Source organism: Fertoeibacter niger (assembly GCF_009380135.2).
GTDB lineage: Bacteria > Pseudomonadota > Alphaproteobacteria > Rhodobacterales > Rhodobacteraceae > Fertoeibacter > Fertoeibacter niger.
Map to the genome: position 1 here is coordinate 205,941 of NZ_WHUT02000007.1, position 23,038 is coordinate 228,978.

General features: G+C 64.6%; 26 protein-coding genes. 19 read left to right on the forward strand and 7 right to left on the reverse strand.

Features of this window, described 5'->3' with window-relative positions; all coding sequences use genetic code 11:
- The first annotated feature begins 140 nt into the window (after positions 1 to 140).
- On the forward strand, positions 141 to 1,040 hold the full coding sequence (locus GEU84_RS13275; RefSeq protein WP_152826820.1) for a D-amino acid aminotransferase: 900 nt from the start codon (positions 141 to 143) through the stop codon (positions 1,038 to 1,040).
- Positions 1,041 to 1,092: 52 nt separating this feature from the next.
- Complete coding sequence (locus tag GEU84_RS13280; protein ID WP_152826822.1) at positions 1,093 to 1,809, forward strand: sulfotransferase-like domain-containing protein; 717 nt, start codon at positions 1,093 to 1,095, stop codon at positions 1,807 to 1,809.
- On the opposite strand, the gene GEU84_RS13285 is transcribed toward GEU84_RS13280, so the two are convergent.
- Together GEU84_RS13285 and GEU84_RS13290 are read right to left on the reverse strand one after the other, a co-directional pair.
- Positions 1,806 to 2,090, reverse strand: a complete 285-nt coding sequence (locus GEU84_RS13285) for an SCP2 sterol-binding domain-containing protein (RefSeq protein ID WP_152826824.1) — start codon at positions 2,088 to 2,090, stop codon at positions 1,806 to 1,808. The genes GEU84_RS13280 and GEU84_RS13285 overlap by 4 nt on opposite strands.
- Positions 2,091 to 2,199: 109 nt before the next feature.
- Positions 2,200 to 3,432: an argininosuccinate synthase gene (locus GEU84_RS13290; RefSeq protein WP_152826825.1), complete on the reverse strand. Its 1,233-nt coding sequence runs from the start codon at positions 3,430 to 3,432 to the stop codon at positions 2,200 to 2,202.
- 140 nt (positions 3,433 to 3,572) lie between these two features.
- On the opposite strand from GEU84_RS13290, the gene ilvA reads away from it, so the two are divergent.
- On the forward strand, positions 3,573 to 4,820 hold the full coding sequence (ilvA, locus tag GEU84_RS13295; RefSeq protein ID WP_152826827.1) for a threonine ammonia-lyase IlvA: 1,248 nt from the start codon (positions 3,573 to 3,575) through the stop codon (positions 4,818 to 4,820).
- Between the two features lie 7 nt (positions 4,821 to 4,827).
- Here ilvA and GEU84_RS13300 read toward each other — a convergent pair whose 3' ends face one another.
- Complete coding sequence (locus tag GEU84_RS13300; protein ID WP_152826829.1) at positions 4,828 to 5,160, reverse strand: Hpt domain-containing protein; 333 nt, start codon at positions 5,158 to 5,160, stop codon at positions 4,828 to 4,830.
- Between the two features lie 172 nt (positions 5,161 to 5,332).
- Between GEU84_RS13300 and GEU84_RS13305 the strand changes: the two genes are divergently transcribed.
- Positions 5,333 to 6,571: a PP2C family protein-serine/threonine phosphatase gene (locus GEU84_RS13305; RefSeq protein WP_152826831.1), complete on the forward strand. Its 1,239-nt coding sequence runs from the start codon at positions 5,333 to 5,335 to the stop codon at positions 6,569 to 6,571.
- A gap of 7 nt (positions 6,572 to 6,578) precedes the next feature.
- Here GEU84_RS13305 and GEU84_RS13310 read toward each other — a convergent pair whose 3' ends face one another.
- A complete protein-coding gene (locus GEU84_RS13310; protein WP_152826833.1) occupies positions 6,579 to 7,025 on the reverse strand; it encodes an NUDIX hydrolase in 447 nt (148 codons plus the stop codon).
- 76 nt (positions 7,026 to 7,101) lie between these two features.
- On the opposite strand from GEU84_RS13310, the gene hslO reads away from it, so the two are divergent.
- The 7 genes from hslO to GEU84_RS13345 all read left to right on the forward strand — a co-directional run bounded on the left by hslO (position 7,102) and on the right by GEU84_RS13345 (position 15,402).
- On the forward strand, positions 7,102 to 8,091 hold the full coding sequence (hslO, locus tag GEU84_RS13315) for an Hsp33 family molecular chaperone HslO (RefSeq protein WP_152826835.1): 990 nt from the start codon (positions 7,102 to 7,104) through the stop codon (positions 8,089 to 8,091).
- A complete protein-coding gene (locus GEU84_RS13320) occupies positions 8,081 to 8,671 on the forward strand; it encodes a CoA pyrophosphatase (protein ID WP_152826837.1) in 591 nt (196 codons plus the stop codon). The genes hslO and GEU84_RS13320 overlap by 11 nt, the downstream gene beginning before the upstream one ends.
- The gene (locus GEU84_RS13325) at positions 8,668 to 9,816 is read left to right on the forward strand and encodes a CCA tRNA nucleotidyltransferase (protein ID WP_152826839.1); all 1,149 of its coding nucleotides are present in this window, start codon (positions 8,668 to 8,670) and stop codon (positions 9,814 to 9,816) included. The genes GEU84_RS13320 and GEU84_RS13325 overlap by 4 nt, the downstream gene beginning before the upstream one ends.
- Before the next feature lie 61 nt (positions 9,817 to 9,877).
- On the forward strand, positions 9,878 to 11,722 hold the full coding sequence (locus tag GEU84_RS13330) for an ATP-binding cassette domain-containing protein (RefSeq protein WP_174539859.1): 1,845 nt from the start codon (positions 9,878 to 9,880) through the stop codon (positions 11,720 to 11,722).
- Positions 11,719 to 13,578, forward strand: coding sequence for an ABC transporter ATP-binding protein (locus tag GEU84_RS13335; RefSeq protein WP_152826842.1), 1,860 nt, complete (start codon positions 11,719 to 11,721; stop codon positions 13,576 to 13,578). Before GEU84_RS13330 ends, GEU84_RS13335 begins: the two co-directional genes overlap by 4 nt.
- Positions 13,575 to 14,801: a class I SAM-dependent RNA methyltransferase gene (locus tag GEU84_RS13340; protein WP_174539860.1), complete on the forward strand. Its 1,227-nt coding sequence runs from the start codon at positions 13,575 to 13,577 to the stop codon at positions 14,799 to 14,801. Before GEU84_RS13335 ends, GEU84_RS13340 begins: the two co-directional genes overlap by 4 nt.
- 103 nt (positions 14,802 to 14,904) lie before the next feature.
- On the forward strand, positions 14,905 to 15,402 hold the full coding sequence (locus GEU84_RS13345) for a L,D-transpeptidase family protein (protein ID WP_152826844.1): 498 nt from the start codon (positions 14,905 to 14,907) through the stop codon (positions 15,400 to 15,402).
- A gap of 83 nt (positions 15,403 to 15,485) precedes the next feature.
- On the opposite strand, the gene dalA is transcribed toward GEU84_RS13345, so the two are convergent.
- Positions 15,486 to 15,998: a divisome-associated lipoprotein DalA gene (dalA, locus tag GEU84_RS13350; RefSeq protein WP_152826846.1), complete on the reverse strand. Its 513-nt coding sequence runs from the start codon at positions 15,996 to 15,998 to the stop codon at positions 15,486 to 15,488.
- A gap of 190 nt (positions 15,999 to 16,188) precedes the next feature.
- On the opposite strand from dalA, the gene GEU84_RS13355 reads away from it, so the two are divergent.
- Entirely contained in the window at positions 16,189 to 16,791 is a 603-nt protein-coding gene (locus tag GEU84_RS13355) for a L,D-transpeptidase (RefSeq protein ID WP_174539861.1), read from the forward strand.
- 146 nt (positions 16,792 to 16,937) lie between these two features.
- Entirely contained in the window at positions 16,938 to 17,123 is a 186-nt protein-coding gene (locus tag GEU84_RS13360; RefSeq protein ID WP_152826848.1) for a hypothetical protein, read from the forward strand.
- An 83-nt stretch (positions 17,124 to 17,206) separates the two neighbouring features.
- On the opposite strand, the gene hemH is transcribed toward GEU84_RS13360, so the two are convergent.
- Both hemH and GEU84_RS13370 read right to left on the reverse strand, forming a co-directional pair.
- Entirely contained in the window at positions 17,207 to 18,307 is a 1,101-nt protein-coding gene (hemH, locus tag GEU84_RS13365; RefSeq protein WP_152826850.1) for a ferrochelatase, read from the reverse strand.
- A 57-nt stretch (positions 18,308 to 18,364) separates the two neighbouring features.
- Entirely contained in the window at positions 18,365 to 19,189 is an 825-nt protein-coding gene (locus tag GEU84_RS13370; protein ID WP_152826852.1) for a methyltransferase domain-containing protein, read from the reverse strand.
- Positions 19,190 to 19,213: 24 nt separating this feature from the next.
- On the opposite strand from GEU84_RS13370, the gene GEU84_RS13375 reads away from it, so the two are divergent.
- Genes GEU84_RS13375 through GEU84_RS13400 form a run of 6 tightly spaced genes read left to right on the forward strand, consistent with a single transcriptional unit; the run spans position 19,214 to position 22,947 of the window.
- Complete coding sequence (locus tag GEU84_RS13375; RefSeq protein WP_152826854.1) at positions 19,214 to 19,936, forward strand: ComF family protein; 723 nt, start codon at positions 19,214 to 19,216, stop codon at positions 19,934 to 19,936.
- A 46-nt stretch (positions 19,937 to 19,982) separates the two neighbouring features.
- Positions 19,983 to 20,240: a glutaredoxin 3 gene (grxC, locus tag GEU84_RS13380; protein WP_152826856.1), complete on the forward strand. Its 258-nt coding sequence runs from the start codon at positions 19,983 to 19,985 to the stop codon at positions 20,238 to 20,240.
- 2 nt (positions 20,241 to 20,242) lie between these two features.
- Positions 20,243 to 21,073 carry a carbon-nitrogen hydrolase family protein gene (locus tag GEU84_RS13385; RefSeq protein ID WP_152826983.1) on the forward strand — a complete coding sequence of 277 codons (831 nt, stop codon included), beginning with the start codon at positions 20,243 to 20,245 and terminating at the stop codon, positions 21,071 to 21,073.
- Positions 21,073 to 21,516 carry a MarR family winged helix-turn-helix transcriptional regulator gene (locus GEU84_RS13390; RefSeq protein ID WP_152826858.1) on the forward strand — a complete coding sequence of 148 codons (444 nt, stop codon included), beginning with the start codon at positions 21,073 to 21,075 and terminating at the stop codon, positions 21,514 to 21,516. Before GEU84_RS13385 ends, GEU84_RS13390 begins: the two co-directional genes overlap by 1 nt.
- Positions 21,509 to 22,318 carry an NAD-dependent epimerase/dehydratase family protein gene (locus GEU84_RS13395; RefSeq protein WP_152826860.1) on the forward strand — a complete coding sequence of 270 codons (810 nt, stop codon included), beginning with the start codon at positions 21,509 to 21,511 and terminating at the stop codon, positions 22,316 to 22,318. Before GEU84_RS13390 ends, GEU84_RS13395 begins: the two co-directional genes overlap by 8 nt.
- Positions 22,315 to 22,947: a sugar transferase gene (locus GEU84_RS13400; protein WP_152826985.1), complete on the forward strand. Its 633-nt coding sequence runs from the start codon at positions 22,315 to 22,317 to the stop codon at positions 22,945 to 22,947. The genes GEU84_RS13395 and GEU84_RS13400 overlap by 4 nt, the downstream gene beginning before the upstream one ends.
- Positions 22,948 to 23,038: the final 91 nt, after the last annotated feature.

Below are 23,038 nucleotides of genomic sequence, written 5' to 3' on the forward strand. Positions count from 1 at the left end.
CAAATCCTCCTGTTGGCGGAACGATGGGCGCACCCCGCCCCGCCGTCCACTCACCGCCCCGTGATCTCACGCACCAGTGATCGGCCCCCCTTGGCGCGGCCCGCCGCCCCGTCTAGCCTGCCCCGAAAGCGGAGCATGCGATGACCGACCACATATCCACCCATCAGGCCGAAGAAGACACCCGCAACGAGGCGATCCGGATCTATGTCAACGGCCGCATCCTGCCAAAGGCGCAGGCCGTGGTCAGCGTCTATGACGCGGGCTTCATGCTGGGCGATGGCGTGTGGGAGGGTATCCGGCTTTATGATGGCCGCTGGGCCTTCATCGATGAACATATCGAACGGCTGTTCGAGGCGGCCAAGGCGATTGACCTCGATATCGCCATGACGCCCGATCAGGTCATTCAGGCGGTGCTGGATACCCAGGCCGCCAATGGCATGACCACCGATGCCCATGCCCGGCTGATGGTGACGCGCGGCGTGAAATCACGCCCCTTCCAGCACCCGAAACTGGCGCGGCAAGGCCCCACCGTGGCGATCATCATGGAACATTCCAGACCCAAACTCCCCCGCCCGATCCGTCTGGCCACCGTGCCCCACCTGCGCGGCCTGCCGATGACCCAGGATCCCAAGCTGAACAGCCATTCCAAGCTGAACTGCATCCTCGCCTGCATCGCCGCCGAAAAGGCTGGCGCGGATGAGGCGCTGATGCTGGACTTGCATGGTTTCGTGAACACCACCAACGCCTGCAACTTCTTCATCGTGAAAAAAGGCGCGGTCTGGACCAGCACCGGCGACTATTGCATGAACGGCATCACCCGCGCCAAGGTCATCGCGCTGTGCCGCGCCAACGGCATCCCGGTGTATGAGCGGAACTTCTCTCTCGTCGATACCTACAGTGCGGACGAGGCGTTTCTGACAGGCACCTTCGGTGCGCAAACTCCGGTGGGCGTGATTGACGGGCGGCAGATCGGCACGGGTGACATGGGGCCGATGACGCAGCACCTGCGTGATCTTTACAAGAAACTGGTGGCGGCATGACGCACCCGCCGTCTGCATCACCTGTGCATCGAAATCATACGCAATGTGCATCATGAAAATCGCCATGTGGTCCGGCCCCCGGAACCTGTCCACCGCCCTGATGTATGCCTTCGCCGCCCGGGGCGATTGCACCGTCTGGGACGAGCCGTTCTACGCCGCCTACCTCGCCGCCACCGGCATCGACCACCCGATGCGGGCCGAAATCATCGCGGCACATGACCCCGACCCCGCCTCGGTCGCCCTTGCCTGCGCGGCCCCGACGGATCAGCCGCTTTTCTACCAGAAGCACATGACGGTGCACATGATCCCCCAGTTTGACCGGGCCTTCATGCGCAGCCTCACAAACGTGTTCCTCATCCGCCACCCCGCCCGCGTCGTCGCCTCCTATGCCAAAAAGCGCGAAGGCCCCACGCTGGCCGACATCGGCTTTGTGCAACAGGCAGATCTGTTTGACGAGGTTTGCCAATGGCTTGGCCATGCGCCGCTAGTCATCGACAGCGCCGAAATCCGCGCCGATCCGGCGCGCGCGCTGGCCGGGCTTTGCGCTGCGCTGGGCATTTCATGGACGGAAAACATGCTGCACTGGCCTGCCGGTGGCCACGCCGCCGACGGTGTCTGGGCCCCGCATTGGTATGGCGCGGTGCATCGTTCCACAGGTTTTGAGGCGGCGGAAGGGCCGTTCCCAGTGCTGTCGGCAGACTATCAGCGCCTGTCAGATCAGGCGCTGCCCTTTTACGAAAGGCTGGCCGCCTACCGCCTGCGCCCCTAACCCAGCAGTTTCGCCAGCTTCATCGCCACCGCCGGGTCGCCCGAAATCTTCAGCTTGCCGGTCAGCATGCCCGTCATCGGGTTCAGCTTTCCCGTCAGCAGTTTCACCAGATTGTCCTGCGAAATCCGCAAGGTGCAGTCTGTCTCGCGGTCATCCAGGCTGGCCGCGCCATCAGCCAGAACGATCACTCCGTCCGGCGCACAGTCGAATTTCAACGAGCCTTCAAAGGCCTGACCGCCCAGATTGGCATTGATCTTTTCCGCGATGCTTTCCAGCGTCATGGCGGCATTCCTTGCGTGATGGTGGCAGAATCGAGTGGTTCAGCGCCATGCAATCGCGCCTTTGCGTCAGAAAAAGGGCCGCACAGCTATGCCGCACGGCCCCCCGATGTTAGCCCTTTTTCGCCACCCGCGCGTTCCGCGTGGCGATCAGTTTCAGCCGCAGCGCATTCAGGCGGATGAAACCTGCCGCATCCTTCTGGTCATAGGCACCCGCATCTTCCTCGAACGTCACATGCTTTTCGGAATAAAGCGAATGGTCAGACCAACGCGCCACCGTGCGCACAGATCCTTTGTAAAGCTTCACCCGCACCGTGCCCGACACATGTTCTTGTGATTTGTCGATCAGCGCCTGCAACATCTCGCGTTCGGGCGAATACCAGAACCCGTTGTAGATCAGTTCTGCGTAACGCGGCATGATGCTGTCTTTCAGATGGCCCGCGCCCGCATCCAGGGTGATCTGTTCAATCCCGCGATGCGCCTCCAGCAAGATCGTGCCGCCGGGGGTTTCATAGATGCCGCGCGATTTCATGCCCACGAACCGGTTTTCCACCAGATCCAGCCGCCCCACGCCATGCCGCCCGCCGATTTCGTTCAGGCGGGTCAGGATGGTGGCCGGGCTCATCGCCTCGCCGTTGATCGCCACGGCATCGCCTGCCTCGAAGGTGATTTCCAGCATTTCCGCAGTATCAGGCGCATCTTCCGGCGCAACGGTGCGCTGATACACATAATCCGGGGCCTCGTCGCCCGGGTTCTCCAGCGCCTTGCCCTCGGATGACGTGTGCAGCAGGTTGGCATCCACCGAAAACGGCGCCTCGCCGCGCTTGTCCTTGGAGATCGGAATCTGGTTGGCCTCGGCAAATTCGATCAGCTTGGTGCGGCTTGTCAGATCCCATTCGCGCCACGGCGCGATCACCTTGATGGCCGGGTTCAGCGCATAGGCGGAAAGCTCGAACCGCACCTGATCGTTGCCTTTGCCGGTCGCACCATGCGCCACGGCATCGGCCCCGGTTTCCTCGGCGATCCGCACCAGATGCTTGGAAATCAGCGGCCGGGCGATGGATGTGCCCAGCAGATAAAGCCCTTCATACAAGGCGTTGGCCCGGAACATCGGGAACACGAAGTCGCGCACGAATTCCTCGCGCACATCGACGATGTGGATGTTTTCCGGCGCGATGCCCAGCGTCACCGCCTTGGCCCGCGCGGGTTCCAGCTCCTCACCCTGCCCCAGATCGGCGGTGAAGGTGACAACCTCGCAGCCATATTCGGTCTGCAGCCATTTCAGGATGATCGAGGTATCAAGCCCGCCGGAATAGGCGAGGACGACTTTCTTCGGTTTCGACATGGCACTGCTCCCTCGCGGTTTGGTCCGCGATTACTGGCAAACGGCATGAAGGGCAAGAACAGCCCCGTCACCGATACAATTCCGTTGCTTTTGGCCCATGTTTCCTTGCCAAAACCCGCGCCTTGCGCCATTTCCGCCCGATGACCCAGTTCACCGATGCCGCCCGTGCGGCCACACTCGCCCTGCGCGACCTGTTCCCCGAGACGCCTTTGCAGCGCAACGACCATCTGTCGGCGCGCTATGGGGCCGATATCTGGCTGAAGCGCGAAGATCTGACGCCTGTGCGCAGCTACAAACTGCGCGGCGCGTTCAACGCGATGCGCAAGGTGCGGGCGAACCAGCCGGCGCAGATGCAGTTTGTCTGCGCCAGCGCGGGCAACCATGCGCAGGGGGTGGCCTTTGCCTGCCGGCATTTCGGGGTGCGGGGCATCATCTTCATGCCGGTGACGACGCCGCAGCAAAAGATCGACAAGACCCGGGCCTTTGGCGGCGAGGGGGTCGAGATCGTGCTGACCGGCGACTATTTCGATCAGACGCTGGCGGCCGCGCAGGCGCTGTGCCGCGACCGTGGCGCGCATTTCCTGTCGCCGTTCGATGATGCCGATGTAATCGAAGGGCAGGCCTCGGTGGCCGTGGAAATGCTGGATCAGTTAGGGACCGCGCCTGATCTGGTGATTCTGCCCGTGGGGGGCGGTGGGCTGTCGTCGGGTGTGACCGGCTATCTGCGCGCCATGGCCCCGGCCACCGACTACCGCTTTGTGGAGCCTTCGGGCGGGGCCAGCCTGCTGGCGGCAATCGAGGCGGGTGCGCCAACGCGGCTGGCAAAGGTGAACAGTTTTGTTGACGGCGCGGCGGTGGCGCGGCTGGGGGACAAGACCTTTGCGATGCTGGATTGGGTGCGCCCCGAACAGGTGTTGCTGGCACCCGAGGACCGCATCTGTGTAACCATGCTGGAAATGCTGAACATCGAAGGCATCGTGCTGGAACCCGCGGGTGCGCTGTCGGTCGATGTTCTGCCGGAACTGGCCGGGCAGATCGCGGGCAAGACGGTGGTGTGTGTGACATCGGGTGGGAATTTCGATTTCGAGCGCCTGCCAGAGGTGAAGGAACGCGCGCAACGCTATTCGGGCGTGAAGAAATATTTCATCCTGCGGATGCCGCAACGCCCCGGCGCGCTTCGCGAATTCCTGATGATGCTGGGGCCGGATGATGACATCGCCCGGTTTGAGTATCTGAAGAAATCGGCACGCAACTTCGGTTCCGTGCTGATCGGGATAGAGACGCGCAAGGCCGAGAATTTCCAGCGCCTTTTCGCGACGATGGACGAGGCAGGGTTCAGCTACCGCGATATTACCGGCGATGAAGCCTTGGCCGAGTTTCTGATCTGATCCCGCATCAGGCGGCTGACAGTCGCGACATGCCGCGCAGAAATTCTTCCTTCGACTGGGCATAGCTTTGCCGCACCCGGGCCAGTTCGACATCCTGCGGCGCACCGGCGGCGGCCATGCGTTCGCCGTCCTGGCACAATGCGGCCAGATCGCTGAAACCCAGGTTCAGCGCGCTGCCTTTCAGAAAATGCAGCGAACCCTCAATTGATTCGGGGGCTGGAGTGCCTGCCAGCCGTGCGATGGCCTCATCCGCCTCTTGCAGAAAAAGCTCGGCCACCTCGGTGAAACTTTCCGCCCCGATTTCAGACCGCAGTTCTGCCACGCGCACCCAGTCAATCATCACACCCTCCCTGCTGCCTGCGCACGTGACCCAAGTTGCGCCAGTGGCATTAACAAGCTGTAATACCGCAGGTTGTAGAAACAAAGCATTTTAGCCTTCACCCGGCGTTAAGGCCACGGCGCGATACCGGCGGAAACGCTCTGCGAGGTGGCCTTTGTCAGCACGAATACCCATGCCGCTGCCCGCCCCGCCGCAACCGGCGGTGGCCCGTCATGTGCTGATCGTGGATGACAGCCGGGCGCAGCGGCGCATTCTGTGCCTGTCGCTGCTGCGCCGGGGCTACCGCGTGACCGAGGCCGCATCGGCGGAAGAGGCGCTGGATCTGTGCCGGGCGACAGCATTTGACATCATCCTGTCAGACTGGGTGATGCCGGGCCTGTCGGGGCTGGAGTTCTGCCAGCTTTTCCGCGCCTTGCCGCGCGAGGGCTATGGCTATTTCATCCTGCTCACCTCCAAATCCGACAAGGCCGAGGTGGCCGACGGGCTGGATGGCGGGGCCGATGATTTCCTGACGAAACCCGTCAGCGCGCATGAACTGCACGCGCGGCTGCGGGCGGGCGAGCGGATTTTGGGCATGCAGGCAGAGCTGGTGCAGAAAAACCGGCTGGTCGGGGCGACTCTGGCCGAGTTGCAAAAGCTGTATGACTCGCTTGACCGCGACCTGATCGAGGCGCGCAAGTTGCAACAGACGCTGATGCGCGAACGCCGCCGCAATTTCGGGCGCGGCACGGCGACGTTGCTGCTGCGCCCTTCGGGCCATGTGGGGGGGGATCTGGTGGGCAGTTTCGACATCAGCCCGGGTCGGATTGCGCTTTATTCGGTGGATGTGGCCGGGCATGGCGTGGCGGCGGCGATGATGACGGCGCGGCTGGCGGGGCTGCTTTCGGGGGCATCGCCCGATCAGAACATCGCGCTGATTGCGGGCGCAAAGGGTGGCGCCTGGCCCCCCGAGGCGGTAGCCGAGCGGCTGAACCGCCTGATGTTGCAGGATATTCAGGTGGATCAGTATTTTACCCTTGCCTATGCCGAGGTTGATCTTGCAACGGGTCATGTCGCGCTGGTGCAGGCGGGCCACCCGCATCCGGCGCTGCTGCGCGCATCCGGAGAGGTGGAGTTTCTGGGCCAGGGTGGGCTGCCGATCGGGCTGATCGACGGGGCAAGCTATGCCCGGACCGATGCCCGGCTTGCCGCCGGCGACCGGCTGTTGCTGCTGTCGGATGGCGTGACGGAATGCCCCGACCCGGCTGGCACCGAACTGGGGCAGCAGGGCCTCGCGCATATTCTGGCCGCCAATGCCGCCCTTGGCAGCGATGATCTGCTGGAGGCGCTGATGTGGAACCTGAACAGCCATTCCGGCGGGGCCGACTTTCCCGATGACGTGTCGGGCGTGCTGTTCCACTACAGCGGCTGAAAGCCGGTCACGGCGCGCCACCCAGCAGCCGCGTCAGCATCGCGCGATCGCCGGGGTTGCCCAATGCGGCGATCGCACTGGCCGCAGGCAGCCACATGGCGGTATGGCCCGGCTCTGTCGGTGGCCCCAGCCGCTGCACCGGGCGGGCAAGGTAGACGGTGCACAGCTTTTCCGCCCACAGGTCATATTCCGGCATGTAGGTGAACCGCCGGAACGCCCAGAGCCGCCGCTGCACCGCAATGCGCCAGCCGGTTTCCTCGATCACCTCGCGGTGCAGGGCGGGGATCGGGTGTTCGCCCTTGTCAATGCCGCCGCCCGGAAGTTGGATTTCCGGCACGGGATCGGCCTGATGTGTGACAAGTATCTGCCCCTCGCGCAGCAGGATCGCATAGACACCGGGGCGGCGGATGTAACGGCGGGCGGGGTCTGGGGCGTCGCCAAAGCGTCTGATCATGCTGTTGCCCTTGGTGCATCGGTTGCCGTGCCTATATAGGCGCGGTATGCCAAGGCTTGCGCCTCAAGGAAACCCCATGACACTCGGATCTCAAATCGCCTGGGACGATACCGTCCTGCCCTTTCAGCTTGACCGTTGCGACATCCGCGGCCGCGTGGCGCGGCTGGACGGTGTGCTGGATCAGGTGCTGTCGAAACATGACTATCCGCCGCAGATCGAGGCGCTGGTGGCCGAGGCGGCGCTGATCACCGCGCTGATCGGCCAGACGATAAAGCTGCGCTGGAAACTGTCGTTGCAGATCAGGGGCAGCGGTGCGGTGCGCCTCATCGCCACCGATTATTATGGCCCCACGGATGACGGGGCCCCCGCGCGCATCCGCGCCTATGCGGGCTATGAGGCGGATGCGCTGACCGCAGGGCCGGCGTTCGACCAGATCGGCGAGGGGTATTTTGCCATCCTGATCGACCAGGGCGAGGGCACGGTGCCCTATCAGGGCATCACGCCCTTGGCGGGGGGGTCGCTGTCGGCCTGCGCCGAGACATATTTTGCCCAGTCCGAACAATTGCCCACCCGATTCGCGCTGACCTTTGGCCGCTCGCAGATGCCGGGCGCGGGCGAGGCATGGCGCGCGGGCGGAGTGATGTTGCAGCACATGCCCAAAGCCTCGCCCTTTGTGGCCGATGCGGGCGGCACGGGAGAGGGCGGGCTGTTGCAGCATGCCGATATTCTGGACGGCGAGGCCGGCGAGAACTGGACCCGCGCCAACATGCTGCTGGATACGGTGGAGGAGCTGGAGCTGATCGGCCCAACCGTGCAGCCCACCGACCTGCTGGTGCGCCTGTTCCATGAGGAGGAACCCCGCGTCTATGATGCCCAGCCCGTGCGTTTCGGCTGTTCCTGCGCGCCCGACAGGGTGCGCGAAACCCTGTCGATCTATTCCGCTGATGACATCGCCGAGATGATCAACGACGATGGTGTGCTGACCGCCGATTGCCAGTTCTGTGGCGCACATTACGAATTTGATCCGGCGACGCTGGGTGCAGGGGTAGCGGGAGATGCGGCCTGACGATCTGCGCCGGGCGCTGACAGCCGAAACCGGCGCATCATCGGATTTTGATCTTAACCCCGGCATCGTGCTGCCACCGGGCCGCGTGCTGCGCCCGGCTGCTGTGCTGGTTGCCGTGTGGGACAGGCCGCAGGGCGCGCAGGTGATCCTGACGAAACGGTCGTCGCGGCTGAAGCATCACCCGGGGCAGATCGCCTTTGCCGGGGGCAAGATCGACGCGGGCGATGCGGGGCCCGAGGCGGCGGCCCTGCGCGAGGCCCGCGAGGAAATTGGCCTGCCCGAGGCGGCGGTGCAGGTATTGGGCCTGCTGCCGGTGCATGAAACCGTCACCGGCTATCTGGTGACGCCGGTTCTGGCCCATGTGGCGGGCGATTTTCACCCCGTGGCCGAGGCGGGCGAGGTGGATGAGGTGTTCAGCGTGCCGCTGGCCCATGTGCTGAACCCGGACCATTACAAGGTTGAACGCCGGCTGTGGCGTGGCCAGTGGCGGCGCTATTATGCCGTGCCCTACGGCCCCTATTACATCTGGGGGGCCACCGCGCGCATGCTGCGCGGGTTGGCCGACAGGCTGGCATCTTGAGGGTGACGGGCGAATGGCTGACCAACCCTGCCACGCAAGCGGTCTGTGCCGCATTGACCGGGGCAGGGCATCAGGCGCTGTTCGTGGGCGGCTGCGTGCGCAACGCGCTGCTGGGCGAGGCGGTGGGCGACATTGACATTGCGACCGATGCGCGGCCCGAGGCGGTGACTGTTCTGGCAGAAACGGCCGGTTTCCGCGCGGTGCCCACCGGGCTGGACCATGGCACGGTGACGGTGATCGCAGGCGGGGTGGCGCATGAGGTGACAACCTTTCGCCGCGATGTGGCGACCGATGGGCGGCATGCCGTGGTGGCCTTTGCCAGCGATGTGGCCGAGGATGCGGCGCGACGCGATTTCACGATGAACGCGCTTTACGCCACGGCGGAGGGTGCGGTGATCGACCCGCTGGGTGGCCTGCCCGACCTTTTGGCGCGGCGGGTGCGGTTTGTCGGCGACCCTGATGCCCGCATCACCGAGGATTATCTGCGCATCCTTCGGTTCTTCCGGTTTCATGCGGTTTATGGCGATGTGGCCGCAGGGCTGGATGCCGAGGGGCTGGCCGCCTGCGCCGCGCATGCCGCCGGGATAGACACGCTGTCGCGCGAACGTGTGGGGTCCGAGATGCGCAAGCTGCTGGCCGCGCGCGACCCCGCGCCTGCGGTGGCCGCCATGGCGCAGGCCGGTGTGCTGGCCCGCGTGTTGCCGGGCGCCGATGCCCGCGCCCTGCCGGTTCTGGTGCATCTGGAGGGCGGCATGCCCCCGCGCTGGCCGCGCCGTCTGGCCGTGCTGGGCGGTGCAGATGCCACAGCGCAATTGCGCCTGTCACGGGTCGAGGCCACCGAACAGGCGCTGATCCGCGCCGGTATCGAAGGCATGCAAGGGGCTGGCGAATTGGGCTACCGCCACGGCACGGCGCTGGCGGCTGACATCATCCTGACCCGCGCCGCCTTGCTGGAACTCCTGCCGCCACCGGGCTGGGAAGCGGACGCTGCCCATGGGGCGGCCAGCCGATTTCCGGTCAGGGCCGCCGACCTGCCCGGCCTCGGCGGCCCTGCGCTGGGCGCGCGGTTGCGGGCAATGGAGGCCGCGTGGATCGGCTCCGGCTTTGCCCTGACGCGCGGGGAACTGCTGTCTTTGCCCGGCTGAGGTTTCCCTTCCCCGGCAATGGCGCTATATCGTCGCAGCAACCTGAGAAAGAGGCACGCCCGTGTTCCGTTTCTTCGAAGGCCTCGTCGATCCCTATGGCCCCTATACACCCAGCGACACGCCCCCCCGGCGGCTTTGGCCGTTCCTGAGGGAATATGTGCTGCCGTTCCGCACCGTTTTCGCGGTGACGGGGGTGCTGTCGGTGATTGCGGCCTTCGCCGATGTGGCGCTGATCTGGTATGTGGGGCGGCTGGTGGATTTGCTGACCAGTGCCACCCCACAAGAGGTCTGGGCGAACTACGGCACCGAATTTCTGCTGGTGGCCTTTGCCATTCTGGTGGTGCGCACGGTGATCGTGGGGGCCGATGTGGCGCTTCTGCACAACACCATCCTGCCCAATTTCGGCACCATGATACGCTGGCGGGCGCATGCGCATGTGTTGCGCCAACCCGTTGGCTGGTTCGAGAGTGATTTTGCGGGCCGCATCGCCAACCGGGTGATGCAGACGCCACCTGCGGCGGGCGACGCGGTGTTCCAGACCTTCGATGCCGTGGCTTTTGCGGCAACCACGGTGGTCGGCTCGCTGATCATGCTGGGCGACGCCGACCCGCGGCTGATGCTGCCGATGATCGTCTGGTTCGGGCTTTACGCGCTGCTGGTGCGCTGGACGCTGCGCCGTGCAGGCCCGGCATCCAAGGCCAGTTCCGATGCGCGTTCGGCCATCACGGGGCGGGTGGTGGATGCCTATACCAACATCCATTCGGTGAAACTGTTCGCCCATCACGACCGCGAACTGACCTATGCACGCGAAAGTATTGAATTCGCCCGCCAGACCTTCATGAAGGAAATGCGCATCATCACCTCGATGGATGTGACGCTGACGCTGCTGAACGGGTTCCTGATCGTGTCTGTGACCGGCTGGTCGATTGCGCTGTGGTATCAGGGGCAGGCGACGGTGGGTGTGGTGGTGGCTGCCACCACGCTGGTCTTGCGGCTGAACAACATGACCTACTGGATCATGTGGGCCACGACCAGTCTGGTGCAGGCCTTGGGCGTGGTGGCGGAAGGGATGGAGACGATTGCCCAGCCCGTCACGCTGGTGGACAAGCCCGGTGCCAAACCGCTGGATTTCCGGCAGGGGGCCATCACGCTGGAGGGTGTGTCGCACCACTATGGGCGCGGTTCGGGCGGGTTGCAGGGCGTCAGCCTGTCAGTGCGTCCGGGGGAAAAGATTGGCGTGGTGGGCCGTTCAGGCGCGGGCAAATCGACGCTGGTAAAGCTGATGCTGCGGTTCTACGACGCCGAGGCCGGTCGGATATTGATCGACGGGCAGGATATTTCCGCCGTGACGCAAGACAGCCTGCGCCGCAACATCGGCATGGTGCAGCAGGACAGCAGCCTGTTGCACCGCTCGGTGCGCGACAACATCCTCTATGGCCGCCCCGATGCGAGTGAGGCGGACATGATGCTGGCCGCGCGGCAGGCAGAGGCGGATGAATTCATCGCAACGCTGGAAGACCCGCAAGGCCGCAGGGGCTATGACGCCCATGTGGGCGAACGCGGCGTGAAACTGTCAGGCGGTCAGCGCCAGCGCATCGGCCTTGCGCGGGTGATCCTGAAAAACGCGCCGATCCTGATTCTGGACGAGGCGACTTCGGCGCTGGATTCAGAGGTCGAGGCGGCGATTCAGGATACGCTTTACGGTGTGATGCAGGGCAAGACCGTGATCGCCATCGCGCACCGGCTGTCCACCATTTCGGCAATGGACCGGATCGTGGTGCTGGATGACGGAAAGATTGCCGAACTGGGCAGCCATGCCGAGCTTTTGGCCCGTGGCGGGCTATATGCCCGGTTCTGGGCGCGGCAATCAGGCGGGTTCATCGGAACGGAGGATGCTGCGGAATGAAGGCCCTGATCTCGCTGGGCGGATGGATAGACGCCTTCCGCCCCGCCGACGGCCCGCCGCCGCAGGTGCTGTGGCCGTTCATGCGCTGGGCGCTGAAAGGATCATGGCCGATGCTGTGGCTGGCGGGGGCGGTGTCCTGCGTCACCGGCTCGCTGGAGGTGATATCGGCGCTGATCCTGGGCTGGGTGATTGATGCGGCGCTGGAAAGCGGGCCGCAGGCGTTCTTTGCAGAACAGCGCTGGCTGCTGGCGTCTTTCGTGCTGTTCTACATGGTGCTGCGGCCGTTGTCGTTCGGCGTGGCCGCCGCGACAAACTCGATCATCGTCGGGCCGAATGTGATGCCGCTGGTTCTTAGCCGTTTGCACCGCTGGACGCTGGGGCAGGCAGTCACGTTCTTTGACAACGATTTTGCCGGCCGCATCGCGCAAAAGCAGATGCAGGCCGCGCGCGCCGTGACCGATGTGGCGACAGAAGTGATCAACACGGTGGCCTTTGCCCTGGCTTCGGTGGTGGGGTCGGTGATTTTCCTTCTGGCGGTGGACTGGCGCGTGGCGCTGGCGCTTGGCCTTTGGCTGGTGGGCTATATCCTGCTGATCCGGTTCTTCATGCCGCGTATCCGGGTCAATTCTGCCGCCCGCGCCTCGGCCCGCGCCATGGTGTCGGGGCAGGTGGTGGACACGATCACCAATATCAAGACGGTCAAACTGTTCGCCCATGCGGCCTTCGAGGACCGCGTGGCGATCGAGGCGATGGAGGTGTTCCGCGACCGTTCGCTGGAATTCGGCGTGATCTCCACCTGGTTCCGGCTGTCGCTGATGACGCTGGCGGGCATTTTGCCGGTGCTGCTGATCGGCGGCACGCTGATGCTGTGGCAGCAGGGGCTGGCCACGGCGGGGGCGATTGCCGCTGCGGGGGCGGTCGCCACGCGCATTGCGCAGATGTCGGGCTGGGTCAGTTTCACGCTGATGTCGATCTATACCTCGGTGGGCGAGGTTGAGGATGGCATGCGCACGCTGTCTGTGCCGCACACTCTGGCCGACAATGCGGGTGCGGTGGACCTGCCCCGCGTGAAGGGCGAAATCACGTTCGACAATGTGACCTTCGGCTACGGCCACGGCCGTGCAGGCGTCAAGGGAATCGACCTGACCGTCGCGGCAGGCGAAAAACTGGGCATCGTGGGGGCGTCGGGGGCGGGCAAATCCACGCTGGTGGCGTTGCTGTTGCGGCTTTACGACACCGAACAGGGCCGGGTGCTGATCGACGGGCAGGATGTGCGCCAGACCACGCAGGAAAGCCTGCGGCGGCAGATTGGCATGGTCACGCAGGAAACCGCGATGTTCAACCGATCAGCCCGCGACAACATCATGTATGGCCGCCCCGATGCGACGGATGACGAAATGCAGGCCGCGGCGCGGGCGGCAGAGGCGGACCAGTTCATTGCCGCGATGGCCGACCACAATGGCCGCAAAGGTTACGATGCCTTTCTGGGCGAGCGCGGCGTGAAACTGTCGGGCGGGCAGCGGCAGCGTATCGCGCTGGCCCGGGCGTTCCTGAAGGACGCGCCGATATTGGTGCTGGACGAGGCGACATCGGCGCTGGATTCCGAAGTGGAGGCCAGCATTCAGGAATCGCTGGGCCGGGTGATGCAGGGCAAGACCGTGCTGGCCATCGCCCACCGCCTGTCCACCATCGCGGAAATGGACCGGATCGTGGTGCTGGACCAGGGCCGCATCGTGGAACAGGGCAGCCATGAGGCGCTGCTGGCGCAGAACGGGCTTTACGCGCGCTACTGGAACCGGCAATCGGGCGGCTTCATCGGGGTTGATGATGACGATCTGAAAGGGGCTGCCGAGTGATTCTGACCATCGAGCGGCTGGGCCATCTGGGCGACGCCATCGCGCAGGGCCCTGATGGGCCCGTGTTCATCCCGCAGATGCTGCCGGGTGAGGTGGTGGAGGGCGAGGTGACGGGCGACCGCATGACCGCGCCGCGCATCATCACCCCATCGCCTGACCGGGTGCGCGCACCCTGCGTGCATGCCCGCACCTGCGGCGGCTGCCTGCTGCAACACGCCTCTGATCCGTTTGTGGCGGGCTGGAAACAGGATGTCGTGCGTTCGGCACTGGCCGGGCAGGGGCTGGAGGCTGCGTTCCGCCCCATTGTCACCTCGCCCCCCCGGTCGCGCCGCCGCGCCACGCTGGCGGGCAAGCGCACCAAGGGCGGGGCGATGCTGGGCTTTCACGCCCGCGCGTCGGATGTGCTGGTGCCGGTGCCCAACTGCCAGTTGCTGCACCCCGATCTGATGGCGGCCTTTCCGGGGCTGGAGGCGCTGGTCGTCACCGGCGCGTCACGGTCCGCCGAAGTGGCGCTGCATGTCACGCGCAGTCTGGCCGGGCCGGATGTGGCGGTGACGGGGGGCAAGCCGCTGGATGCCGAATTGCGGCTGAACCTGGCGCGGGTGGCGGAATCGCACGGCATCGCGCGGCTGACCTGGAACGGCGAGGTCGTGGCGCTGCGGCTGGCCCCGATGCAGCGGTTCGGCAAGGCGCTGGTCGCCCCGCCGCCCGGTGGTTTCCTGCAAGCGACCATGCAGGGCGAGGCTGCGCTGCTGGCTACGGTGGCTGAGGCTGTGGGCCCCGCGCGCCGCATCACCGATCTGTTTGCCGGCGCGGGCACCTTTGCCCTGCCGCTGGCTGCGCAGGCCGAAGTGCATGCGGTGGAGGGCGATGCGGCCTTGGTCGCGGCGCTGGACAAGGGCTGGCGCATGGCCGAAGGCCTGCACCGCGTGACGCATGAGTTGCGCGACCTGTTCCGCCGCCCGCTGGAGCCTGACGAGTTCCGCCACGTTCAGGCCGTGGTCATCGACCCGCCCCGCGCAGGGGCCGAGGCGCAGATGGCCACCTTGGCCCGGTCGGGCGTGCCGGTGATCGCCGCTGTGTCCTGCAACCCGGTAACATTTGCGCGTGACGCGAAACTGCTGCTGGCCGGCGGCTACCGTCTGGATTGGGTGCAGGTTGTCGATCAGTTCCGCTGGGCGGCGCATGTGGAGCTTGTTGCGCGGTTTTCGCGGCAACGCTGACACACATCACCATGGCGTGAGAGGCGCGGGCGATTCCATGCCTAGGCAAATCCGGCAATTTTCGCTATGCATTTGGAAAAAAAGCGCATGGGGCAGTACAAAAATGCGGGTGATCCGAATCCTACTGATGCTGGTGGTGGCCATCGGCCTGACCGCCTGCGGCAGTTCAAAGTTCAAGACCTACAACGGGCCAAAGGTGACAAGCGTGCAGGTCCACAAGGCGGACCGCAAAATGTATCTGCTGCACAACGAGCGGGTGCTGAAGAAATACGATGTGGCGCTGGGCTTCAACCCCGATGGCCACAAACAGTATGAGGGCGACGGCCGAACGCCCGAGGGCACCTATGTGGTGGACCGCCGCAACCCGAACAGCCAGTTTCACTTGTCGGTCGGCATAAACTACCCCCGGCCGCAGGATGTGGCCTATGCCAATTTCATAGGCAAATCGCCGGGCGGCGACATTTTCATCCATGGCCGGTCGAACTGGAATGGCCAGAACCGGGGCGACTGGACCCATGGCTGCATCGCCGTCACCGACAAGGAGATGGAGACGGTCTATGCCATGATCAAGGACGGCACGACCATCCACATACTGCCCTAGACATCTGGTTTCGGGCATCCGGGCGGTGCGAAAAAGGGGGCCAAGGCCCCCTTTTTGTCGGTTTGTCCATTGGCTGGCGTGGCTTAACCGCCTGTTACCATTGTCCACCAGATCTTGCCTGTCGGTTCCTGGAACCAGGCAAAACCGATCTCGCGCGCGTTCGGGTCCAGCACCACATCGCGGGTGTCGGGCTGCGCCATCCAGGCCGACAGTGTTTCCAGTTCGGTCTGGTAGGTTTCGGAAATCAGCTCACCATAAAGCCGGCCCGGATAGTCTACACGCTGCACCCGCACCAGCGGCGAAGACCCGTCAGACCCGAAATGCCAGGGCCGGTTCTGCACCGACATGTCGCGCGCGTGCGCGGCGGCGGCGGCATTCAGCTGTGCGTTGAATGCCAGCGGCCCGGCACCCTTTGCGCCGCGCAATGCGTTGACCGAATCGAGCAGGCGAAACGAAATCCGCGCCTCGTCGCCCGGGTTGATCCGGTAAAGCTGCGGCAGTGGTTTGCCATCGGTGCCCAGTTGCACAGCCGGGGAGGTCGCGCAGGCAGACAGGGCCAGCAGGCCGCAGAGCATCACGACAGACATTCGTTTCATATCATTCCCACCCGAAAGGTTGCGCTGCCGTCATACAGAAAGCCAGCGCGAGGTTCAAACCCCCGTGTCGATCAAACCCCCGTGTCGCGGCGGCACCTTCGCAACCGCGGCAATTGACATCTGTTTGATTTGCGGGCCAACCCACAAGGCGATATTCTAGGGAATGGACAACAGGCAAGGAGTTAAGCGGATGAGTGCCGATCACGACATGAGGCTCAACCGTCGGGCGCTGCTGGGGGCATCGGCGGCTGGCCTCGCAGCGATGGCGGTGCCCGGTTGGGCACAGGATGGCACGACGGTTTTCGAATCCGGTGCCTCCAGCACTGTGCGCAACAACATCTCCAGTTTCCGCATGCTGGACTGGCGGCCATATTTTGCCAATACGAACAACGGGGCCATCCTGGTCGATCTGACCTCGCGGGCGCTGCACTACTGGTCAGAAGACCAGTCGGTGTACAAGCTCTATCCCACATCGGTGCCATTGTCCGAGGATCTGACCCGGCGCGGCAAGACCGAGGTGACGCAGAAGGTCGAGAACCCCAGCTGGCGGCCCACGCCGGCGATGAAGGAACGCAACCCCGAATGGCCCGACGTGGTCGAAGGCGGCTCGCCCGACAACCCCTTGGGCGTGCGCGCGCTTTACCTGTCGTGGACCTATTACCGCATCCACGGCACCCATGACACGCGCAAGATCGGCCGCAAATCTTCCAACGGTTGCGTGGGTCTTTACAATGAGCACATTCTGGAATTGTTCGACCTGACCAAAGTGGGAACACAGGTGTTGCTAATTTGACGATGCCACACTAAGCGCGCGGCGAACTGCACGAGCCAGATTGCATTCCTTGCCCTAAGCTGGTTAGAAAAAACTACGAGGTACAGTCTTGGGTGCGCATCATCGCCTCTGCAACATTCGGTGCTGCGCAATAACTGGAGGTTAACATGAAGAAACTTGCACTCGCCGCCGCTCTGACGGTCGCTGCTTCCACCGCTTTCGCTGGTGGCCCGGTTGTCGTTGCACCGGAAATGGAACCGGCTGTTGTTGAAGCCGCGACCTCTTCGTCGGCTGGCGGCATCGTTGTTCCGCTGCTGCTGCTGCTGGTTATCGCTGCTGCCGCTTCGTCCTGATCGGCGCACGTTCGAATGCAAAAAGGCGGTGGCATCAACCACCGCCTTTTTCTTTTGTGAAATCAGCAGACTGAAACGCGCGGTCAGCGCAACCAGCCGCCCAGGTTTTCGCCGATGATCGCCACCAGCGCCGCGATATGCGCCGGATCGTCGTTCAGGCAGGGAATGTAGGTGAAACTCTCACCGCCCGCGTGTTCAAACGCCTCGCGAATCTCGCCGTTGATCTCTTCCAGCGTTTCGATGCAGTCGGCAGAAAACGCCGGTGCCATGATGGCGATGTGCTTCTTGCCCGCCTTGGCCAGTGCCGCCACATGTTCAACCGTATAAGGTTTCAGCCATTCCTCGGGGCCGAAGACCGACTGGAACGTGGTGTCGATACTGCCCTTTTCCCAGCCCAGCCGTTCGCGCAGCAGGCGCGAGGTTTTCTGGCAATGGCAATGGTAGGGGTCGCCCGACATGAGGTAGCGTTTCGGCATGCCGTGATAGCTGGCCACCAGAACATCGGGCCGCCGGTCAAGCCCGGCATAGGCACGCTCCACCGATTGCGCCAAGGCGTCGATATACAGCGGATGGTCGAAATATTCCGGCACGGTGCGGGCGGAGGGCTGGCGTTTTTCCTGCATCAGCGCGCGGAAGAACGCGTCATTGGCAGTGGCCGAAGTGGCCCCTGCGTAATGCGGATACAGCGGGAAAAACAGGATTTTCTCACAGCCCGCCGCGACCATGGCCTGCACCTTTGACGCGGTGGAGGGGTTGCCATAGCGCATGGCAAAATCGACCATCACGTCATCGCCATGCAGCGCGGCCATCGCCTCGGCGATGCGGGCCGTCTGGTCCTTGGTAATGGTCATCAACGGGCTTTCGCCCTTGTCGTGGTTCCAGATCAGCTTGTAATTCGCGCCCGAGCTGAAGGGTCGTTTGGTCAGGATGATGAGTTGCAGCAGCGGCTGCCATTTCCAGGCCGCATAGTCGATCACCCGTTTGTCGGACAGGAATTCGTTCAGATAGCGGCGCATCGACCAGTAATCATAGTTGTCAGGCGTGCCCAGATTGGCCAGCAGAATGCCCACCTTGGCCCGTCGCACCGGCGGATGGTCGGCCTGCGCATGGGCCAGGCGCCCCTGACCGGGGTTGACAAGCCCCGTGTCCGAGGGTGTGGCGTGGCCCGGCTTGGCATCCAGCATCGCGGCGTTCCTGTCCTGCAAATCCATCCCCCCGACATATAGGCAAGTTGGCCGGGGTCAACCGCTCCGCTTTGTCGCAGGCAGCGGCATTTCCGCAGATCCCAGCGCATCGGCCAGCCGTTGCGTGGCGGAACCGGGCCGCAGCGGTTGTGGCTGGCTGTCGGCGGGGCCCCAGCCGGTCAGACAGATGATTTCAAAGGTGGCGGGGATTGTCGCGCCATCGCCATAAGCGTCGCCATAGCGCCGTGTTGCCTCGGCCACGACGGCGCGGCGCGTCGCATGGCGCGGGCGGGCCATCAGGGCGTTGCCCTCGCCCATCGCGCGAAGATCGCGCATCAGGTGAAAAGCATCGCGGTAGCGCACGGTCTTGGTAAAGCTGTCGGCCACGGGCAGGGCAAAGCCCGCGCGCTGCAAAAGGCCGCCCAGATCGCGGATCTCGCCCATCGGCAAAACGCGGGGCGACAGGCCACCGGTCACGGCCACCTCGGCCTCGGCCAGTGCTGCGCGCAGTTCGGCCAGGGTCTGCCCGCCGAACATCAGCGCCAGAAACAGCCCGTCCGGGGCCAGCGCGCGGCGGCATTGCACCAGTTGCCCCACCGGATCATTGGCCCAGTGCAGCGCCAGCGCATGCACGACCAGATCATGCGCGCCGGGGTTCAGCGCCAGCACATCCTCATCGGCGACAAACCGCGCAGCGTGCATCACATTCTGCCACAAAGCGGGAAATCCGGTGACGATGGCAGGGGCTGTAAAGGTTCTGTTAACCTCGGCCAGCCTCTCCTGCACCTCGGTGATCACCTCGTCATGCAGGAAAAACGCCGTAGCGCGGGTGCGCTGGCGCAGCAGGGCGGGGCGGTCAGTCATCAGGGGCGGGGTCTGCATGGCAGCGGACCATAGGGGGCGGCCATGGGATTGCAAGCGGTGCTGCATCTGATCTATCCGCCGCAATGCCTAACCTGCGATTCGCTGGTGACATCGGATTTCGGGCTGTGCGGCCCCTGTTGGCGCGACACGGCCTTTATTACCGGGCTGGTCTGCGACCAATGCGGTGTGCCGCTGCCGGGCGAGGAAACGGGGAAAAGGCTGCGCTGCGACGATTGCCTGACGCTGGCGCGTCCGTGGGCGCAGGGGCGGGCGGCGCTGCTCTACCGCGACAACGGGCGGCGCATCGTGCTGGCGTTGAAACATGGCGACCGGCTGGACCTGGCGCGTCCGGCGGCGGGCTGGATGCGGCGGGTGGCCGCGCCCATGCTGGTGCCCGGCATGCTGGTGGCCCCGGTGCCGCTGCACTGGCTGCGGCTGTTCACCCGGCGCTACAATCAGGCGGCGCTGCTGTCATCCGCGCTGGCCCGGGCGGCAGGGCTAGAGCATTGCCCCGATCTGCTGACCCGCCCGCGCAACACCCACAGCCAGGAGGGGCGGGGCCGCGAGGCGCGGTTTGAGAATATGGCAGGGGCGATCAGGCTGCATCCGGCGCGAAAGGCGCGGGTGGCGGGGCGGCATGTTCTGCTGGTGGATGATGTGATGACTTCGGGTGCAACCTTTGCGGCGGGGGCCGAGGCCTGCCTTTCGGCGGGGGCAAAAGAGGTTTCGGTTCTGGCACTGGCGCGCGTTGCGAAGGAGGGCTAATTCCCTATAGTCGGGCCGCAACATGGCCCGCCTGCCGGAGAGCGCGATGAAACCCGTTGAGATCTATACCACCCCGACTTGCGGTTTCTGTCAGGCCGCGAAACGCCTGCTGACACAAAAAGGCGCAGCTTTCACCGAGATCGACGTGAGCCGCGACCCTGATCTGCGCGCGGCCATGACGAAACGGTCGAACGGCGGGCGCACCGTGCCGCAGATTTTCATCGGCGGCACCCATGTGGGCGGCTGCGACGACCTGTATGAGCTTGACCGCAAGGGTGGGCTGGCCCCGCTGCTGGCCGGTTGACCATGCGCGCGGGGCTGGTGCAACTGACGGTCAGTGACGACCCGGCGGCCAACCTGCCGCAGACGGTGGCGCTGGTGCGGCAGGCTGCGGCAGGTGGTGCCGGTTTCGTGCTGACGCCGGAATGCACCAATGCCTTATCGTCCAGCCGCGCGCATCAGCGGGCCAGTTTTCACCTTGAGGCTGACGATCCCACCCTTGCCGCCCTGCGGAATGAGGCGGCGCGGGCAGGCATCTGGCTGCTGGTTGGATCATTGGGCGTTCTGACGCAAGATGCCGATGGGCGTTTCGCCAACCGCAGCTTCCTTATCGGCCCGGATGGCGCAATTGCCGCGCGCTATGACAAGATCCACATGTTTGACGTGAATGTGTCGGAAACCGAGATTTACCGCGAGTCGGCGGGCTATCGTCCTGGCACGCAGGCGGTTCTGGCCGACACGCCCTTTGCGAGAATCGGCATGACCGTGTGCTATGACGTGCGCTTTGCGCAGCTTTACCGGCATCTGGCGCAGGCGGGTGCGCAGATCATCACCGTGCCCGCCGCCTTCAACCATCTGACCGGGACGGCGCATTGGGAAATACTGCTGCGCGCGCGGGCGATCGAGACGGGCTGTTTCGTGCTGGCCCCGGCGCAGACCGGCTTTCACCCCGAATCGCACGGCAAGGGCCGCCGCACCCATGGCCACAGCCTGGCCGTGGCACCCTGGGGCGAGGTTCTGGCCGATGCGGGCACAGTGCCGGGTGTCACGCTGGTGGACCTTGACCTGTCGCAGGTGGCGCAGGCGCGCGCGCGCGTGCCGTCATTGACCCATGACCGCCCCTTTGCAGGCCCGTGATGGCGGAAAAGAACGAAGACATCGCCGTGGCCCTGTTCGGTGAACTGTTCATGGCCGACCAGTTGGCGCGCAACCGCATGTCGAAAGTGCTGCCCAAGGGGATGGAACTGTCGCATTTCGGCGTGCTGAACCATCTGGCCAGGGCCGATGGTGAACGCACGCCCGCGCAACTGGCCAAGGCGTTTCATGTGACGCGCGGCGCGATGACCAACACGCTGGCGAAACTGGAATGGGCGGGCCATGTGCATATCCGCCCCGACTGGGATGATGCGCGGCGCAAGTTTGTAGGCATCAGCCCTTCGGGCCGCTTGGCGCGCGATACAGCGGTTCAGGCCATCGCGCCGCTGATTGCCGATGTGGTGCAGGCACTGGGGGCCGACCGGGTGCGCGCGGTGCTGCCTGTCTTGCGCGAATTGCGCACGAGGTTTGAGCAGGATGACTGAGACGCTGGTTCTGGGGGCCGGGGGCCGTATCGGGCGGATGCTGCGCGGCGTCTGGCCGGGGCAGGGCATCTGGCATGCGCGGCAAGGGGGTGATCTGGCGTGGGATATGCTGGCTGATCCGGTTCCCGGCCAGTTGCATCCCGATGTCGTGCTGAATCTCGCCGGTGTGACCGATGCCCGCGCGCCGATGGAGCACAACGTCGCGCTGGCGCAGGCGGCATGGCAGGCGGCAGCGGCCATCGGCGCAAGGTATGTGTTCCTGATGTCGTCGGCGGCAGTCTATGGCGTGGCGCAGCGTGTATGGCGTGAGGATGACGCGCTCGCCCCGGTGTCTGCCTATGGTGAGGCCAAGGCGCGGATGGAGAATGCGGCGCGCGCATGGCAGGCCGCTGGCGGGCCGGGGTTGACCATTCTTCGGCTGGGCAATGTGGCGGGGGCCGATGCTCTGCTGGGGCGCGCGCAGCCGGGCGTGCCGGTGCAGCTTGATCCGGTGGCGAGCCAGCGCGGGCCGCTGAGGTCATATATCGGGCCGCGGTCACTGGCGCAGGTGCTGGCACGGCTGGCCGATCTGGCGGCGACGGGCACCACATTGCCGCCGGTGCTGAACATTGCCGCCGCTGATGTGGCGATGGGCGATCTGCTGGATGCGGCGGGGCTGGATTGGTTCTATGGGGATGAAAACCCGGCGGTGGTTCCGCAGGTTTCGCTGGACACCACGCGGCTGAACGCGCTGTGCCCCTTGCCCGCTGTGGCAGGGTTGCCAGCCACCATGGTCGCCGAATGGCACGGGTGCGTGGCATGACGTTTTCCAAGCGACTGACCGATATCGTTCTGGCCCTGCTGCTGGCGGCGATCCTGGCGCTGCCCTTCGCGGTGATCGTGGTGATCCTTCTGCTGAAAGAGGGCCGCCCCCTGTTTTATGTGGCCGAGCGGATGAAGGCCCCGGGCCAGCCCTTTCATCTGTGGAAACTGCGCACCATGCGGGCGGCGGCGGCTGACAGCGGCGTGTCGGGCGGTGACAAGCTGAACCGCATCACCCCGATGGGCCGGTTCCTGCGCCGCAGCCGTCTGGACGAGATTCCGCAACTGTGGAACGTGCTGCGCGGTGACATGAGCTTTGTCGGCCCCCGCCCGCCATTGCGGATCTATGTCGAACGCTTCCCCGAGCTTTACGCCAAAGTGCTGCAAAGCCGCCCCGGTGTGACCGGCCTTGCGTCGCTGCATTTCCACAAACATGAGGAGCGGCTGCTGGCAAATTGCCGCGATGCAGCGGAAACCGACGCGGTCTATGCCCGGCGCTGTGTGCCGCGCAAGGCGCATCTGGATCTGCTGTATCAGCGGCAACGCAGCTTTTGTTTTGATCTTTTGCTGATCTGGCGCACCGGATCGCGGGTGGTTTTTCGTCGGCGTGCCGCATTTCGCAAAGCGTAGGCGGAGTCTTGCACAAGAAAAGGGCGACCTACTTGTTGCAATGCTGCGGTTGCGCTATGGTCTTGGCGATTGATTAAAGGAAGTTTTAGCT

What these genes read in the sequence shown, in the direction of transcription:
- GEU84_RS13275 (WP_152826820.1), top strand. Translation starts at nt 141, where the DNA reads ATGACCGACCACATATCCACCCATCAGGCCGAAGAAGACACCCGCAAC.
- GEU84_RS13280 (WP_152826822.1), top strand. Translation starts at nt 1,093, where the DNA reads ATGAAAATCGCCATGTGGTCCGGCCCCCGGAACCTGTCCACCGCCCTG.
- GEU84_RS13285 (WP_152826824.1), bottom strand. Translation starts at nt 2,090, where the DNA reads ATGACGCTGGAAAGCATCGCGGAAAAGATCAATGCCAATCTGGGCGGT.
- GEU84_RS13290 (WP_152826825.1), bottom strand. Translation starts at nt 3,432, where the DNA reads ATGTCGAAACCGAAGAAAGTCGTCCTCGCCTATTCCGGCGGGCTTGAT.
- ilvA (WP_152826827.1), top strand. Translation starts at nt 3,573, where the DNA reads ATGACCCAGTTCACCGATGCCGCCCGTGCGGCCACACTCGCCCTGCGC.
- GEU84_RS13300 (WP_152826829.1), bottom strand. Translation starts at nt 5,160, where the DNA reads ATGATTGACTGGGTGCGCGTGGCAGAACTGCGGTCTGAAATCGGGGCG.
- GEU84_RS13305 (WP_152826831.1), top strand. Translation starts at nt 5,333, where the DNA reads ATGCCGCTGCCCGCCCCGCCGCAACCGGCGGTGGCCCGTCATGTGCTG.
- GEU84_RS13310 (WP_152826833.1), bottom strand. Translation starts at nt 7,025, where the DNA reads ATGATCAGACGCTTTGGCGACGCCCCAGACCCCGCCCGCCGTTACATC.
- hslO (WP_152826835.1), top strand. Translation starts at nt 7,102, where the DNA reads ATGACACTCGGATCTCAAATCGCCTGGGACGATACCGTCCTGCCCTTT.
- GEU84_RS13320 (WP_152826837.1), top strand. Translation starts at nt 8,081, where the DNA reads ATGCGGCCTGACGATCTGCGCCGGGCGCTGACAGCCGAAACCGGCGCA.
- GEU84_RS13335 (WP_152826842.1), top strand. Translation starts at nt 11,719, where the DNA reads ATGAAGGCCCTGATCTCGCTGGGCGGATGGATAGACGCCTTCCGCCCC.
- GEU84_RS13345 (WP_152826844.1), top strand. Translation starts at nt 14,905, where the DNA reads ATGCGGGTGATCCGAATCCTACTGATGCTGGTGGTGGCCATCGGCCTG.
- dalA (WP_152826846.1), bottom strand. Translation starts at nt 15,998, where the DNA reads ATGAAACGAATGTCTGTCGTGATGCTCTGCGGCCTGCTGGCCCTGTCT.
- GEU84_RS13355 (WP_174539861.1), top strand. Translation starts at nt 16,189, where the DNA reads ATGAGTGCCGATCACGACATGAGGCTCAACCGTCGGGCGCTGCTGGGG.
- GEU84_RS13360 (WP_152826848.1), top strand. Translation starts at nt 16,938, where the DNA reads ATGAAGAAACTTGCACTCGCCGCCGCTCTGACGGTCGCTGCTTCCACC.
- hemH (WP_152826850.1), bottom strand. Translation starts at nt 18,307, where the DNA reads ATGCTGGATGCCAAGCCGGGCCACGCCACACCCTCGGACACGGGGCTT.
- GEU84_RS13370 (WP_152826852.1), bottom strand. Translation starts at nt 19,189, where the DNA reads ATGCAGACCCCGCCCCTGATGACTGACCGCCCCGCCCTGCTGCGCCAG.
- GEU84_RS13375 (WP_152826854.1), top strand. Translation starts at nt 19,214, where the DNA reads ATGGGATTGCAAGCGGTGCTGCATCTGATCTATCCGCCGCAATGCCTA.
- grxC (WP_152826856.1), top strand. Translation starts at nt 19,983, where the DNA reads ATGAAACCCGTTGAGATCTATACCACCCCGACTTGCGGTTTCTGTCAG.
- GEU84_RS13385 (WP_152826983.1), top strand. Translation starts at nt 20,243, where the DNA reads ATGCGCGCGGGGCTGGTGCAACTGACGGTCAGTGACGACCCGGCGGCC.
- GEU84_RS13390 (WP_152826858.1), top strand. Translation starts at nt 21,073, where the DNA reads ATGGCGGAAAAGAACGAAGACATCGCCGTGGCCCTGTTCGGTGAACTG.
- GEU84_RS13395 (WP_152826860.1), top strand. Translation starts at nt 21,509, where the DNA reads ATGACTGAGACGCTGGTTCTGGGGGCCGGGGGCCGTATCGGGCGGATG.
- GEU84_RS13400 (WP_152826985.1), top strand. Translation starts at nt 22,315, where the DNA reads ATGACGTTTTCCAAGCGACTGACCGATATCGTTCTGGCCCTGCTGCTG.